Below are 15024 nucleotides of genomic sequence, written 5' to 3'. Positions count from 1 at the left end.
TGAGTGTTTTTGCGGATATCTGTCCTTGTTTGGTTGTCCCTGTTTCGAGTCGGTAGTTGATTTCACTAGTATTTTTTCTGAATTAAATTGTTACAGCATGGGTGATGTGGAGTGGATGATATGGTCTTGGCGATGAGGCTTTAAGCCGGGACCTGATCTGCGCTGTATGTCGATGCACGGCATTACCCATTTACGGCAAGGCCCCTGCAGTTCGGTGGACTTGTCCGCCGGGCTGCAGGGGCCATAGTTTCTTTCGATCCAGCTTGAACAAATAAAGTCTGATTAGTCCTATTGCTACCGATCTAGTTTGTCCAGCTTCGCAACCAGATCCTCGGCGCGCAGGTGCGTGTAACGTTTCAGCATCTGCATCGACTTGTGCCCGCTGATGGCGGACACCTCCTGGTCGGATAGGCCGCCCTCGACCAGCCGGCTAACAGCCTCATGGCGCAGGTCGTGGAATCGCAGGTCGGGCATGCCGAGTTTTTTCTTCAGCAGCCCCCAGGTCTTGGTGAAGGCATAGGGGCGGCGTTTGTCGTCCTTTCCCGGTTCGCCAAAGAACACCAGATTGCAGTCCTTGGGGCGAGCGGGGTTCTCCAGGGCTGACTTGAAAGTCTCGGTGGCCAGCTTGGTGAGGGGGACAGTTCGGGCGCTGTCGTTCTTGGTGTCTGCAAGGCGCACCACGCGCTTTTTCAGGTCGACCTGCTGGCAACGTAGTCCGGTAATCTCTGACGAGCGCATGCCGGTCTCCAGGGCGATGCGGACGATCCAGCCCAGCATGGGGTTGCTGTGGTTGTTCACTGCGGCGAGCAGGTGTCTTTCCTCTTCGGCGCTTAGCCTGCGGTCGCGCCCATCACCAGGGCTTGGTTTGCGGATATTCAATACTGGATTGAAGGTGAGCCCCAGGCCCCATTCCTGGATGGCCACGGTGAACAGGTGGCTGAGCAGGGCAAGCTCCAGGCGCACGGTATTGTTGCTGGTAGGGGCGCCGCGCTTGCTCAGGGTGCCTAGGCGGGTGTCGCGGTAGTTGGCGATGATCTCGGCGGAGAGGGCAGCCAGGGAGTATTTTCCTAGATGCTGGATCAGCTGCTTGGCTTTGGTGACTTCCGCCTTCCGCGTGGTAGGTTTCTTGCTGGGCGTCACCTCGGCCAGATAGCGTTCAAGGGCTTTCTCCAAGGTCATGCGTTCGGAGCCGCTGCGCTGGATGTACACGCCCCTGACCATTTCATCTTCGGTGCGGCGCGCCCAGTCTTCGGCATCACGTTTGGTTCGGAAGGTTTTAGTGTTGGTCGGCCAGCCAGTTTTGCGCACCAAGGCTTTCCAGGTACCGGCTTCGGTTTTGACAATCGTGGCCATGTTTTTGAGCTCCAAAGGCGTGCGGCTGTACCGGCACTGTACCGAATTTGTACCTTTGGACTATAGGACTGTTTCGCAGCGTTGCGCTGCAGAAAGTAAAAAGCCGCGCAGTGCGCGGCTTTGAAGGTGGTGGGCCCACACGGACTCGAACCGTGGACCAAAGGATTATGAGTCCTCTGCTCTAACCAACTGAGCTATAGGCCCTCAGAGGCCGGCGGATTATACCGATGCAGTCTGGCCCGCGCCAACCGCGTGGCGGGGTTCGAGGAAGTTTTGTGCGAAGGCGTCGGCGGGAATGGGGCGGCTGATGACGAAGCCCTGGATCTGTTCGCAGCCTTCTGCGGCAAGGAAGAGTTCCTGGGCCTTGGTTTCCACCCCTTCGGCGATCACGGTCAGCTGCATGCTGCGGCCCAGGGCGATGATGGCGCGGGTGATGGCGGCGTCGTTGGCGTCGTCGGGCAGGTCGCTGACAAAGGAGCGGTCGATTTTCAGCGTGTCTACCGGCAGGCGCTTGAGGTAGCTGAGCGAGGAGTAGCCGGTGCCGAAGTCGTCGATGGCCAGTTGCACGCCCAAGGCTTTGAGCTGGTGCAGCAGGCTCAGGGCTTCTTCGGCCTTGTTCATGATGAAACTCTCGGTGATTTCCAGTTGCAGCAGGCTGGCCGGCAGCTGGTGGTCTTCCAGCAGGCTGGCGATGCGCTGCAGCAGGTGCGGCTGGCGCAGCTGGATGCCGGTGAGGTTGACCGACAGCGGGCCGAAGGGGGCATGCTGGTTGTGCCATTGCTGCATCTGTCGGCAGGCCTGCTCCAGTACCCAGTCGCCGAGGGGGATGATCAGCCCGGTTTCTTCGGCCAGGGGGATAAAGCGGTCGGGGGCAATTTCGCCGAATTCCGGATGATGCCAGCGCAGCAGGGCTTCGGCACCGACCAGGCTCTGGTCACGCAGGCTGCGTTTGGGCTGGTAATAGAGTTGCAGCTGGTTCTGTTCGATGGCGCGGCGCAGTTCACGCTCCATGGCCACGCGTTCGGTGGCCTGGAAGGTCAGGTCGCGGGTGTAGCGCTCGATGCGGTTGCGCCCGCGGGCCTTGGAGCGATACATGGCGGCGTCGGCGTGTTTGATCAGGCTGGCGACGTCGTCGCCGTCTTCCGGGTAAAGGCTGATGCCGATACTGGCGCTGATAAAGAGTTCCTGGGTATCCACCTTGAACGGTTGGTTGAAGCAGCCGAGCAGTTTCTGCGCCACCTGTTCGGCGTCCCTGAAGGCGTGCAGGCCGGGCAGCAGGATGATGAATTCGTCGCCGCCCAGGCGGGCCACGGTGTCGATGTCGCGCAGCTGGTTTTTCAGGCGCAGGGCGATGCTTTTCAACAGCAGGTCGCCCACCGGGTGGCCGAGGCTGTCGTTGATGTGCTTGAAACGGTCCAGGTCGATAAACAGCACGGCGCCTTGCAGGCTCTCCTGGCGCGCTTCTTCCAGGGCATGGCGCAGGCGGGCCTCGAACAGCATGCGATTGGGCAGGCCGGTGAGCGAATCGTGGTGGGCCTGGTGATCAAGGCGGGCCTGGGCGTGCTTGAGCGAGCTGATATCGGCAAATACGCCGACGAAGTGGGTGATGCGCCCGCTGTCGTCATGCACGGTGCTGATGGTCAGCCAGCTGGGAAAGAGTTCGCCATTCCTGCGCTTGTTCCAGATCTCGCCCTGCCAGTGGCCGGAGGCGGCCAGGCTGTGCCAGAGGCGCACGAAGAAGGCGCTGTCGTGGTTGCCGGAGGCCAGCAGGCGTGGCGACTGGCCCAGGGCTTCGCTTTCGCTGTAGCCGGTGATGCTGGTGAAGGCCCGGTTGACGGCGGTGATACGTTGTTCGATATCGGTGATCATCACGCCTTCGGCGGTGCTTTCGAAGACGGTGGCAGCCTGTTGCAGACGCTCCTGCATCTGGGTGCGTTCGGTGATGTCGCGGGCGATGGTGAGCATGCAGGCATCACCCCCGACCTGCATGGGCTGCACGGACATTTCGCAGTAGCGCAGGCTGCCGTCCTTGCGCCGGATATTGGCGCAGAAGCTGGCCACTGAGCCCCTTTTCTGCAGGATGCCGATCATGCGCAGACGGTCTTCAGGATTGTCCCAGATGCCCAGCTGCACGGTGGAGCTTTCGCTGGCCTCTTCGATGCTGTAGCCGGTGATCTGACTGAAACCCTGGTTGACGTCGAGTAGGTGGCCATCGCTCACGCGGGTAATCAGCAGGCCGTCGGGAGACGCATGGAAGGCCTTGGCGAACTTGGTTTCGGAGAGTTGCAGGCGTTGTTGGGTGTCTTTCAGCTCGCTGATGTCGCGCACCACCACGACCAGGGTGGGGCGGTTGGCCAGGGCGATCTTCTGCGCCGAGATCAGGCCGGTGAATTCGCCGCCGTCGCGGCGGCGGAAGGCACCTTCGATATTGTGCAGGTTGCGTTCACGCAACATCTGCAGGATGCGTGGACCGATGCCTTGTTCAATCCACAGGCCCAGTTCGGTGCTGGTATGGTCAATGGCCTCGGCGGCGCTGATGCCGAACTGCTGCTCGAAGGTGTGGTTGACCTCCAGCAGGCGTCCGCTGTCCATGTCGATCAGGGCGATGACGTCGGGGCAGTTGTGGAAAACCGAGGCGAATTTCTGTTCGGACAGGGCCAGGGCCTGCTCGGTGGTTTTCTCGGCGGTGATATCGATCATCAGGCCGCGCAGGTCCTCGTTTACGGCCTGGGTGCTGAGGGTGACGATATCGCGCACCCAGATCACTCGCCCATCGGCGGCGCGCATGCGGTAGTCCATGCTGTGGTCGCGCCCGGCCAGGGTTTCGCTGCGACAGTAATCCAGGGTGCGCTGCATGTCGTCGGGGTGCATCACGCGGCCGAGAAAGTCGGGTTGCAGCCATTCGTGCAGGGGGTAGCCCAGCCATTTCTCCGCCTGGGGCGCGACATAGGTAAAGCAGAAGTCACTGGGGCGCATTTGCCAGGCGACGGCGTTGAGGTTTTCCACCAGGCCGCGGTAGTGGGCTTCGCTGTGGCGCAGCTGTTCTTCCAGGCGGCTGCGGCTGGTCATTTCCTGGCGCAGGCGCTGGTTGATACGCAGGATGCTGGCGATGATGGCCAGGGCAATCAGCAGGCCCGGCAGGCCAAACAGGAGCAGGCTGCGCCAGAACGGGCGGCGGTCGATCAGGCCCTGCACCCACTTGTCCTGGAGGGCTTGCATCTGTGCCGGTCCCAGGTCGGCGAAGACCTTGTCGAGGATGCCGATCAGGATGGCCTGGTCTTTCGGGGCGGCCATGGTCAGCTGGTAGCGATACGGGGTTTCGCCGTTGACCAGGATGCCGTCAAGCTTGAGCTGGCGCAGGTTCCACACGCTGGAGGCGAGGTCGCCCACCATGGCGTCGGCTTCGCCGGTGGACAGGGCGAGCAGGGCGGCGGACACCGTGGGCCGTGGCAGCAGCTGGATCTGCGGGTGCAGGCTGCGCAGCAGTTCGTGGGGCGCATAGTCGGCCACCACCGCGACCCGTGCTGTGCTCAGTTCGCGCAGGTTGCGCGGCTGCGGGCCTTGCTCATGGGTGAGGATGACAATGGGAAAGTCCAGGTAGGGGCGGGTAAAGCTCAGGTATTGCTGGCGCTCGGGGGTGGCCATGACCGCGGGTAGCAGGTGCAGCTGGCCGGCCCTGGCCTGCTTCATCACTTCGCTCCAGTCGTCCAGTGGGGCGGGCGTCAGGCGGATATTCAGACGCTGTTCGATCAGCTGGACATAGTCGGCAGCCAGGCCGCTGTACTGCCCCTGCTTGTCACGAAACTCGAAGGGCGGCCAGGCGTTGTCGATGCCCAGGCGCAGTTCGGGGTTGTCGCGCAGCCATTGCTGCTCGTCCGGCGTCAGTTGCAGGGCGGCAGCCGGCAAGGTCCAGATGGCCAGACACAACAGGAGGGTGGCCGAAACACGCGACATGGGGGCGGCTCGTCTTGCGGGGATACTGTGCAGTGTAGACCGCAGTTGGCCGGGGGTGAAAAGCAAAACCCCCGCTTTTGGCCGGGGGTTCTGGTTTTACTCGTCGAGGAAGGAGCGCAGGTGCTCGCTTCGCGTCGGGTGGCGCAGCTTGCGCAGCGCCTTGGCCTCGATCTGACGAATACGCTCGCGGGTCACATCGAACTGCTTGCCGACTTCCTCAAGGGTATGGTCGGTGTTCATGTCGATGCCGAAGCGCATGCGCAGCACCTTGGCTTCCCGGGCGGTGAGGCCGGAAAGGACTTCGCGGGTGGCTTCCTTGAGGCTTTCGACCGTGGCGACGTCGATCGGGGACTGCATGGTGCTGTCCTCGATAAAGTCGCCCAGGTGCGAGTCTTCGTCGTCGCCGATCGGGGTTTCCATGGAGATCGGCTCTTTGGCGATCTTCAATACCTTGCGGATCTTGTCCTCGGGCATTTCCATGCGCTCGCCCAGCTCTTCCGGGGTCGGTTCGCGGCCCATCTCCTGCAGCATCTGGCGGGAGATACGGTTGAGCTTGTTGATCGTCTCGATCATGTGCACCGGAATACGGATGGTGCGCGCCTGGTCGGCGATCGAGCGGGTGATCGCCTGGCGAATCCACCAGGTGGCGTAGGTCGAGAACTTGTAACCGCGACGGTATTCGAACTTGTCCACCGCCTTCATCAGGCCGATGTTGCCTTCCTGGATCAGGTCGAGGAACTGCAGGCCGCGGTTGGTGTACTTCTTGGCGATCGAGATCACCAGGCGCAGGTTGGCCTCAACCATTTCCTTCTTGGCGCGGCGAGCCTTGGCTTCGCCGATGGACATGCGCCGGTTGATGTCCTTGATCTCGGCCAGGGTCAGGTTGCACTCGGCTTCCAGGTCGGCGAGCTTCTGCTGGCAGCGCTGGATATCGGCCTGCAGGGCGCCGATGGCTTCGGCGTACTTGGCCTTGCCCTTGGCCAGGCCAACGGCCCAGTCGGCGTCCACTTCGTTGCCCGGGAACAGGCGCAGGAAGTCGGCGCGGGGCATGCGCGCATCACGCACGCACAGCTGCATGATGGCGCGTTCCTGGGCGCGCAGGCGCTCCAGGGCGCTGCGCACATGGGTGACCAGGGCGTCGTACTGCTTGGGCACCAGCTTGATCGGCATAAACAGCTCGGCCAGGGCGACCAGCTCGCTGATGCCTTGCTTGCTGCTGCGGCCGTGCTTCTTCAGGGCCTTCTGAGCTTTTTCCAGCTGCTCGGCTACGGCAGTGAAGCGGCGAGCCGCTTCCTCCGGGTCCGGGCCGCCGTCGCCTTCTTCTTCCTCGTCGTCGCTGGCGTCGTCGTCTTCATCATCGCTGTCATCGGCGGCGTCACCGTCTTTGGCAGGGATGGGGGCGGCGGCTTCGGCCGGCACGACGTCGTCGTCCGGGTCGATATAGCCACTGAGGACTTCAACCAGGCGACCACCTTCGGTGGTGACGCGGTTGTATTCGGCGAGGATGCTGTCCACGGTGCCGGGGAAATGGGCGATGGCGCCCATGACTTCGCGGATGCCTTCTTCGATGCGCTTGGCGATTTCGATCTCGCCTTCGCGGGTCAGCAGCTCCACGGTACCCATTTCGCGCATATACATGCGCACCGGGTCGGTGGTGCGGCCGATATCGGTTTCCACAGCAGCCAACGCAGCGGCGGCTTCTTCAGCGGCGGCTTCGTCGGTATCGGCTTCGGCCAACAGCAGGGCATCCGCATCCGGGGCAGTCTCGAATACGTTGATACCCATGTCATTGATCATGCGGATGATGTCTTCCACCTGTTCCGGATCGGAAATATCCTCCGGCAGGTGGTCATTGACCTCCGCGTAAGTCAGGTAACCCTGCTCACGACCGCGGCTGATCAATTCTTTCAAACGAGATTGCTGTTGCGCTTTTCCGGACATAACACCCTATCCACTGAAGGTCTTGGCGGGCTAAAAACAAGCCGCGGATTATACCTGAGTAACACCTTTGAGCGCCAGTTGAGGCGAGGAATCACCGGTTTATGGGTTGCGGCTCAGCAAGTGGCGCAGCTGATCTTTCTCTTCTGCGCTTAACTCGCTTTGACGGGCTTTACGCAGCAAATGTTCCAGGCTGCGCTCACGTTGGCGGGCTACTAAGGTAGTTATAGTGTCGAAAAACTGTTGTTCAAGGTTGTCGGCCGAAATCAGCCATTCCTTCTCGGCCAGGGCGCGCAATAGACGGCCCTGTTCGGTACCGTGCCAGCGTGCGATCAGTTGCAGCGAGCGCAGCTGGGGGTTCTTCTGCAGCGCGCCGAGCAAGGCCACCAGCAGCTGGGCGTAGGTGTCGTCTTCGCCGGCGAAGTGACTGACATCCTCGACTTTCTGCGCCAGCTGCGGGTGGTGCAGCAGGGTGCGCAGGGCGCTCAGGTGCGGCGATTCGACGCTGATGGCGGTGCGCGGCGGGGCATAATCGCCCTGGCCCTTCTTGCTCCACTTGCCGCCTTCTTTCTTCCAGTTGCCTTTGCCCTTGCCCGGTGCGCGCTCAAAGCTCGGTTGCGCAGCGGCTTGCTCATAACTGGCGAAGTCCGGGCCGGCCTCGTGGTAGGCGCTGTCGGGAATATCCGGGTAATCCGGATAGTCGCTCGGCGGTGCGCTGTTCGCCGTTGGGCTGGATGAGGCACCTGGGGTGCTGCGGGGGGTGTCCTGCAGCTGGTTGAGGGTGTCGCCGGAGAGGCCGGTGATTTCGCTCAGGCGCTGGCGCATCAGGGTGCGCAGGTTGTTGCCGGGGATCTTGTCGATCAGCGGTGCGGCCAGGGTCACCAGGTGCGCCTTGCCTTCCAGCGAGCGCGGGTCAGCTTCTTCCGTGAGTTGCTGGAAGAAGTAGTCGGCCAGGGGCTGGGCGTGCTGGTTGATGCGCGCGCGGAAGGCGTCGGTGCCTTCGCTGCGTACCAGGGTGTCCGGGTCTTCGCCGTCGGGCAGGAACAGAAAGCGCGCGCGGCGGCCGTCCTGCAGATTGGGCAAGGTGGCTTCCAGGGCGCGCCAGGCGGCGTTGCGCCCGGCAGCGTCGCCGTCGAAGCAGAACAGCACGCTGGGTACGATACGGAACAGGCGCTTGAGGTGTTCTTCGCTGGTGGCGGTGCCCAGGGTGGCCACGGCGTTGCGCAGACCCTGCTGGGCCAGGGCGATGACATCCATGTAGCCCTCGACCACCATGATCTCGTCAAGGTCGCGATTGTGCTTGCGTGCCTCGAACAGGCCGTACAGCTCCTGGCCCTTGTGGAATACCGGGGTTTCCGGCGAGTTCAGGTACTTGGGCTTTTCATCGCCCAGTACCCGGCCGCCGAAGGCAATCACCCGGCCACGGCTGTCGCGGATGGGGAACATGATGCGGTCGCGAAAACGGTCGTAGCGTCGGCCGTTCTCGGCGTTGTCGATCAGCAGGCCGGCGTCGATCATGGCCTTCTGCTGCAGTGCGTCGCCACCCAGTTGCTTGAGCAGGTTGTCCCAGCCGGGCGGGGCAAAGCCCATGGCGAAGTCACGGGCGATTTCCCCGGACAGGCCGCGACCCTTGAGGTAGTTCACCGCGGCCTTGCGCGCCGGGTGGTTCTTCAGGGCCTGCTTGTAGTACTCGGCGGCGGCCTCCAGCAGCGGGTAGAGGGGCGAATCGCTGGGTTGGCGCGGCTTGCTGTTGCGGCCGCCTTCTTCGCGTGGCACTTCCATGCCGGCGCGCTTGGCCAGATCCTCGACCGCCTGGGGGAAGTCCAGTTGGTCGTGGTCCATGACAAAGCCCAGGGCATTGCCGCCGGCACCGCAGCCGAAGCAGTAGTAGAACTGCTTGTCCGGGCTGACGCTGAACGAGGGGGTTTTCTCTTTGTGGAAGGGGCAGCAGGCGGTGTAGTTCTTGCCGGCCTTTTTCAGCTGAATGCGCGAGCTGACCACGTCGACGATGTCGGTGCGGTTGAGCAGGTCATCGATAAAGGACTGTGGGATCAGGCCGGCCATAGGCGCTCAGCATAGTGCTGCGCAAGGCAGCGGAGTAGAGGCGGCAAAAACTAAAAGACTCCGATCGTCACCCGTGGGTGGCGCGGAGTCCAATAGCGAAGCCCGGCCGTGGCCGGGCATCAGGCGTTGTGCGTGTAGCTAAGTGTGCAGGCGAAAGCCGCAGTGCTTAGTACAGACGAACGCTGCGACGCTGTTCGCGCTGCACTTTCTTGGCGTGACGCTTAACAGCGGCAGCAGCCTTGCGCTTACGCTCGGCGGTCGGCTTTTCGTAGAATTCGCGCGAACGTACTTCAGCCAGTACACCGGCTTTTTCGCAGGAGCGCTTGAAACGACGCAGAGCTACGTCGAAGGGTTCGTTCTCTTTAACTTTGACGGCTGGCATCCAGGGCGTACCTTCTTTTTTACCGGGGGTCACGTACTCCTGGCAAAAAGGCGCGGGAGAACGTAGGTTTTTAAGGGTTGCGGATGTTACCGCCTCATCGCGCGGAATGCAAAGCCTCTGATCGAAAAGCGCTGGCCGGCATGCGGCGTCGGCCATTATTATGCGCGCCTTTGTCATGCCCCTTCCTTATTAAAGGCTCTCCCCATGCTGGTTCTGGGACTGGAAACCTCCTGCGATGAAACCGGTGTCGCGCTCTATGACAGCGAGCGCGGCCTGCTGGCCGATGCCCTGTTCAGTCAGATCGATCTGCATCGGGTCTATGGCGGCGTGGTGCCGGAGCTGGCTTCGCGCGATCACGTCAAGCGCATGCTGCCGTTGATCCGCCAGGTGCTGGATGAGGCCGGCTGCGTCGCCACCGATATCGACGCCATCGCCTATACCGCCGGCCCCGGTCTGGTCGGGGCGCTGCTGGTGGGTGCTTCCTGCGCCCAGGCCCTGGCCTTTGCCTGGGATATTCCGGCCCTCGGTGTGCACCATATGGAAGGCCATCTGCTGGCGCCCATGCTGGAAGAACAGCCGCCGGCTTTTCCGTTCGTCGCCTTGCTGGTATCCGGCGGCCATACCCAGCTGGTGCGGGTCGATGGCATTGGCCAATACCAGCTGCTCGGCGAGTCTCTGGACGATGCCGCCGGCGAGGCCTTCGACAAGACCGCCAAGCTGATGGGCCTGCCCTATCCCGGTGGCCCGGAGATTGCCCGTCTGGCCCAGCAAGGCGTGCCTGGGCGCTTCAAGTTCCCGCGGCCGATGACCGACCGGCCGGGGCTGGAGTTCAGCTTCAGCGGCCTCAAGACCTTTACCCTGAATACCTGGCAGCAGTGCCGCGAGGCGGGTGATGACAGCGAGCAGACCCGCTGCGATATCGCCCTGGCCTTCCAGCAGGCGGTGGTCGACACCCTGACCATCAAGTGCAAGCGCGCGCTCAAGCAGACGGGGCTGAACAGTCTGGTGATCGCCGGTGGGGTCAGTGCCAACCAGTCTCTGCGTCAGTCCCTGGAAACCATGCTGGGTGAGTTGAAGGGCCAGGTGTTCTACGCGCGGCCGCGTTTCTGCACCGACAACGGTGCGATGATCGCCTACGCCGGATGCCAGCGTCTGCTGGCCGGGCAGCACGAAGACCTGAGTATCAAGGTGCAGGCCCGCTGGCCGATGGAGCAGTTGCCGGCGTTATGAGCCGGCTTCAGCTTGTTTATTAGAAGTGTCGTTCACGCCCGGCCATCAGGTCGCGTAGATTGCCGCGATGGCGCCAGACGATCAGCCCGGTAAGCGCGCAGACCGGCAGCAGTGCTGCAGGTTGCTGCCAGGCCAGCAGGGGCAGGGTCAGGGGTGTGGCGATCAGGGCGGCGAGTGAGCTGGTGCGAGTCAGAACAAAGGTCAGCAGCCAGGCGCTGATGGCCAGTAGTGCGGCCGGTGGATACAGGCCCAGGAGCATGCCGGCGGCGGTGGCCACGCCCTTGCCGCCCTGGAAACGAAAGTACAGCGGATAGAGGTGGCCGATCACCGCGGCCAGGCCGATCCAGGCCTGGTGCTGCAGGTCGAAGCCCAGCAGGTAGGCGGCCAGTACCGGCAGCAGGCCTTTGAGCAGATCACCGAGCAGGGTGAGGATGGCCAGGCGTTTACCGGCTACCCGCAGCATATTGGTGGCCCCGGGGTTGCCCGAGCCACTGGCGCGCGGGTCCGGCCCATCGGCCAGGCGGCTGAGCAGGATGGCGAAGGACAGCGAGCCGAGCAGATAGGCGAGGAGCGCCAACAGCCAAAACATGGTATCCATTCCGGGGCGGGGAAGCCCCGATTCTAACTAGGTGCGGCTCCCTTGTCGTGCCGCGGAGAGCGTGCTTGGACACAGTTTTTATCGAAGGTCTGGAAGTCGACACGGTGATCGGGGCTTACGACTGGGAACGGCAGATTCGCCAATGCCTGCGTCTGGATCTGTACCTGGGCTGGGACAACCGCCCTGCGGCTGCCGGCGATGACCTGGACAAGGCCCTGGATTACGCCAGCGTCTCGCAGCGTGTGCAGGCGTTTGCCAGTGAGTCGCAGTTTATTCTGGTGGAAACCTTTGCCGAGCGTCTGGCCGAGTTGCTGATGGCCGAGTTCCAGATTCCCTGGTTGCGCATCAAGCTGACCAAGCCCGGCGCCGTGCCGGCGGCCAGTGGTGGCGTGGGTGTGGAGATCGAACGCGGATGTCGCTGACGCCGGTACTGCTGGGGCTTGGCAGCAATATCGAGCGCGAGGCGCGCCTGTGCGCCGGCCTCGATGCCCTGGCCGAGCTGCTGCAGGAGATGCGCTGCTCGCCGGTGTTCGAGAGCCAGGCGGTGGGCATCAAGAGCGGGCCGTTCTTCAATCTGGTAGTGGCCGGCTACAGCGACCTGCCGCTGGGCGAGCTGGACCGCCGGCTGAAATTCATCGAGGCGCAGAATGGCCGCTACGCCCCTGAGCGCAAGGGCCTGCCCCTGGATATCGACGTGCTGCTGTACGGCGAGCAGGTGGGTAACTTCGATGGCCTGATCCTGCCCCGGGCGGAAATCCTCAAGAACGCCTTCGTCCTCTGGCCGCTGGCCTTGCTGGTGCCGGATGCGCTGCATCCGGGTGAGCAGCGCAGCTTTGCCGAGCTGTGGCAGGCCGCGCAGATCCAGCAGCAGCTGCATCCGGTGCCCTTCCAGTGGCGCGGCGCCGAATTGACCCCGACCGAGCTGCTTGGCGCCTGAGCGCTGTCGGCGCCTGTGTCTGTGTCGGGGGAGGGCAAATGGCTGCGCGGCGTTTAAATCGGCCGCTTAAGGTGTGCTGACGATAATCGCCACTCGGCGGTTCTCGCTGCGGCCCTCGGCTGTTGCATTGTCGGCGATGGGCTTGCTCTGCCCCATGCCGCGCGTTTCGATCTTCTCCGCCTGCATGCCGGCCGCTTGCATGACCCCGGCCACGGCCTGGGCGCGCAGCAGCGACAACTGCTGGTTATAGCTGGCCGAGCCGACGTTGTCGGTATGGCCTTCCAGGCTGACCTGATCGATGCCTACGTTGAGCAGGGCGCGGGTGATGGTGCCGAGCTGGGTCTGGCTGTTGCTCGATACCTCTTGCGAGTCGGTATCGAACAGCACCTTGCCGGACAGGCCCAGCTCCCAGCCGCTGTCGGTCCATTGAAAGCCGTGCTGTTTGAGCACCGCCACCTGTTCGGCGCTGAGGCCCTTGGGGCTGCTCTGGCAGCCGGCGAGCAGGGTGCTGGCGCATAGCATTCCAAATACAACCAATCGCATATACCTGCGCATCGTAAAGCTCCTTGTTATGGGGTCAGGGTTTCCTGGGGTTGGGCCAGGGTGCGGCCGCCCTGGTTGCGTTTGGCGTGGTACATGGCCACGTCGGCCTGATGCACCAGGGCTTCGGGGTTGTTGGCGTGCTCCGGGTAGAGGGCGATGCCAATACTCAGCGAGGTGGTGATCTGGCCACCTTCGGGGAGTTCGATGGGGCTGTGCATGCTGTCGATGATCTTGTCGGCGATCAGCAGGGCGTCTTCTTCGCCATGAATGGGTTTGAGCAGCACCGCAAACTCGTCGCCGCCCAGGCGTGATACCAGGTCGCCCTCGCGCAGCAGGCCGCGCAGGCGCTGGGCGATGGCGATCAGGACGGCGTCACCGGCGGCGTGGCCGAGGCGATCGTTGATTTCCTTGAACTTGTTGCTGTCGAGAAACAGTACGGCCATCTGCGTCTGGCTGTCGCGGGCTTCGCGCATGGCGCCCAGCAGGCGCGACTCGAAGAAGGCGCGGTTGGGCAGGCCGGTGAGGGCGTCGTGGCTGGCCTGGTGGGCCAGGGAGGCGTTCTCGCGTTGCAGTTGCTGTTGCCAGGTTTCCAGTTGATCAAGCAGCGCATTGAAGTCTTCGGCCAGCTCATTGAGGTCGGCAATATGGGTGGCGGGCACGCGGCGATTGAAGGTGCGGTCGATGGAGATGCCGTGCGCCACGTTCGACAGGTCGCGCAGCGGCTGGGTAATGGCCCGCTGTATGCGGCGCGAGCCATAGGCGGCGCCCAGGGCGCTGAACACCAGGCTGGCGGCCAGGCCGAACAGTCCGCCCAGGACAAAGCGAGCCAGGGTGGCGCCCTGGCCACTGAGTTGCAGCTCTCCGATGGTCTGGCCCTGATAGAGAATCGGCTGGCTGACCCGTTGCGGCAGCAGCAGGCGGGCGATCAGTTGTTCACCGCTGCCGAGCAGGCCCTGGGCAGTGGCGTCGAAACTGGCCATGGTCTGGCCTTGCTGGTTGAGGACCGTGGCGCTGGCCACTTCCTCTGTCGAGCTGATCAGCTCCAGGGCTTCCTGCACGGCGGCGCGGTCATCGAAGACCACGGCGGCTTCCAGGGTATAGGCCAGGGAGCGGGCGATCAGTTGCAGGTTGTGCTCGGCGTAGCTGCTCAAGGCCAGTAGGCTGACCAGGGTCAGCGACAGGCTGCTCAGGCCCATGGCCAGCAGCGCGACGCGCAGGTGGGCGCTGTGTAGCAGGCGGCGCAGGGTGGGGCGTGAGCGGCTGGTGGGGTTCTTTCTCCGGTTCACGGTTGCGCCTCGCTACGGCGCCCCAGTTGCAGAACATTGGGGTGGATGCGCAGGCCGCTGCGGGCCACGGTGTCCAGGTTGACCTTGAAGGCAACGCGCTCATCGGCAATGCCCAGGCAGAACAGACTGCCCTCACTGCACTCGCGGGTGGTTTCGCTGATGGTCAGGATGGGTTTGCCCACCAGGCGGGCAAAGAGCGCCTGGCGCTGTTCGTCCGGGAGGATACCGAGGTAGATGGCCTCGCACTCGGTCTCCAGCAAGGGGCTGCTGGCCAGCAGGCGCGTGGCCTGCACGGGATGTCCGATTTCCCGCGGATGGTCTTGCCAGAGCAGGTCGGCATATTCGGTGGGGGCAATCACGCATAGGCGCAAAACAGCTGGCGGCTGGGGCCAGCGCGTATAGCCGAGGATGCCGTAGACCACGTTGGCCACCTTGCTGGCGCGCAGGGTGGCGCTGTTTGCCGCGTCGCTCTCGGCCAGCGTGATATGCCCCGGTGCCAGTAGCAGGATGCTCAGCAGCAGGGCAGTCAGGTGGCTTGGGTGCGGGCAGCGGCGTGGCAAAGGCTATCTCCAGTCAGGTCGCCCGTGGCGAGGATCGCAGGTGCGAGCGATAGAATTCTGGCGTCAAATAAACGGGTAAAAACGGCTGCAGCCTTAGTGCGGCAAGGGACGCAGCCTATCAGGCTGGCCTGGGTGAAGGCCAGCGAGTCGCTAGAAAGCACGCGCCGTCGGCCTCTGCA

The 15024-nt window shown here is 63.3% G+C and carries 12 protein-coding genes and 1 tRNA gene; 3 read left to right on the top strand and 10 right to left on the bottom strand.

Going from position 1 to position 15024, the window contains the following annotated elements; genetic code table 11:
* Positions 1-294: 294 nt before the first annotated feature.
* The 6 genes from GJV18_RS00310 to rpsU all read right to left on the bottom strand — a co-directional run bounded on the left by GJV18_RS00310 (position 295) and on the right by rpsU (position 9691).
* Positions 295-1353, bottom strand: a complete 1059-nt coding sequence (locus GJV18_RS00310) for a tyrosine-type recombinase/integrase (RefSeq protein ID WP_160342732.1) — start codon at positions 1351-1353, stop codon at positions 295-297.
* A gap of 127 nt (positions 1354-1480) precedes the next feature.
* Positions 1481-1557 (bottom strand) — tRNA-Ile (locus GJV18_RS00305).
* 15 nt (positions 1558-1572) lie between these two features.
* Complete coding sequence (locus GJV18_RS00300) at positions 1573-5307, bottom strand: EAL domain-containing protein (RefSeq protein WP_160342731.1); 3735 nt, start codon at positions 5305-5307, stop codon at positions 1573-1575.
* A 96-nt stretch (positions 5308-5403) separates the two neighbouring features.
* A complete protein-coding gene (gene rpoD, locus GJV18_RS00295; protein ID WP_160342730.1) occupies positions 5404-7248 on the bottom strand; it encodes an RNA polymerase sigma factor RpoD in 1845 nt (614 codons plus the stop codon).
* A 99-nt stretch (positions 7249-7347) separates the two neighbouring features.
* Positions 7348-9309: a DNA primase gene (gene dnaG / locus GJV18_RS00290; RefSeq protein WP_160342729.1), complete on the bottom strand. Its 1962-nt coding sequence runs from the start codon at positions 9307-9309 to the stop codon at positions 7348-7350.
* 166 nt (positions 9310-9475) lie between these two features.
* Positions 9476-9691, bottom strand: coding sequence for a 30S ribosomal protein S21 (rpsU, locus tag GJV18_RS00285; protein WP_003290642.1), 216 nt, complete (start codon positions 9689-9691; stop codon positions 9476-9478).
* 204 nt (positions 9692-9895) lie between these two features.
* On the opposite strand from rpsU, the gene tsaD reads away from it, so the two are divergent.
* Complete coding sequence (tsaD, locus tag GJV18_RS00280) at positions 9896-10921, top strand: tRNA (adenosine(37)-N6)-threonylcarbamoyltransferase complex transferase subunit TsaD (protein ID WP_160342728.1); 1026 nt, start codon at positions 9896-9898, stop codon at positions 10919-10921.
* Between the two features lie 19 nt (positions 10922-10940).
* On the opposite strand, the gene plsY is transcribed toward tsaD, so the two are convergent.
* Positions 10941-11510, bottom strand: coding sequence for a glycerol-3-phosphate 1-O-acyltransferase PlsY (plsY, locus tag GJV18_RS00275; RefSeq protein WP_160342727.1), 570 nt, complete (start codon positions 11508-11510; stop codon positions 10941-10943).
* Between the two features lie 74 nt (positions 11511-11584).
* Here plsY and folB point away from each other — a divergent pair, with 74 nt between their 5' ends.
* The gene (gene folB / locus GJV18_RS00270; protein WP_160342726.1) at positions 11585-11941 is read left to right on the top strand and encodes a dihydroneopterin aldolase; all 357 of its coding nucleotides are present in this window, start codon (positions 11585-11587) and stop codon (positions 11939-11941) included.
* Complete coding sequence (gene folK, locus GJV18_RS00265; RefSeq protein ID WP_160342725.1) at positions 11932-12456, top strand: 2-amino-4-hydroxy-6-hydroxymethyldihydropteridine diphosphokinase; 525 nt, start codon at positions 11932-11934, stop codon at positions 12454-12456. Before folB ends, folK begins: the two co-directional genes overlap by 10 nt.
* A gap of 66 nt (positions 12457-12522) precedes the next feature.
* On the opposite strand, the gene GJV18_RS00260 is transcribed toward folK, so the two are convergent.
* Genes GJV18_RS00260 through GJV18_RS00250 form a run of 3 tightly spaced genes read right to left on the bottom strand, consistent with a single transcriptional unit; the run spans position 12523 to position 14845 of the window.
* A complete protein-coding gene (locus tag GJV18_RS00260) occupies positions 12523-12978 on the bottom strand; it encodes an OmpA family protein (RefSeq protein ID WP_233280056.1) in 456 nt (151 codons plus the stop codon).
* Between the two features lie 47 nt (positions 12979-13025).
* Positions 13026-14285 (bottom strand): diguanylate cyclase domain-containing protein, encoded by a 1260-nt coding sequence (locus GJV18_RS00255; protein WP_325065232.1) that lies wholly within the window; start codon positions 14283-14285, stop codon positions 13026-13028.
* Entirely contained in the window at positions 14282-14845 is a 564-nt protein-coding gene (locus GJV18_RS00250; protein WP_160342723.1) for a YfiR family protein, read from the bottom strand. Before GJV18_RS00250 ends, GJV18_RS00255 begins: the two co-directional genes overlap by 4 nt.
* Positions 14846-15024: the final 179 nt, after the last annotated feature.

Source organism: Pseudomonas xionganensis, assembly GCF_009763245.1.
Classification (GTDB): domain Bacteria; phylum Pseudomonadota; class Gammaproteobacteria; order Pseudomonadales; family Pseudomonadaceae; genus Aquipseudomonas; species Aquipseudomonas xionganensis.
The sequence above is the reverse complement of the archived record's forward strand: the minus strand, read 5'-3'. Positions and strand labels throughout refer to the sequence as shown.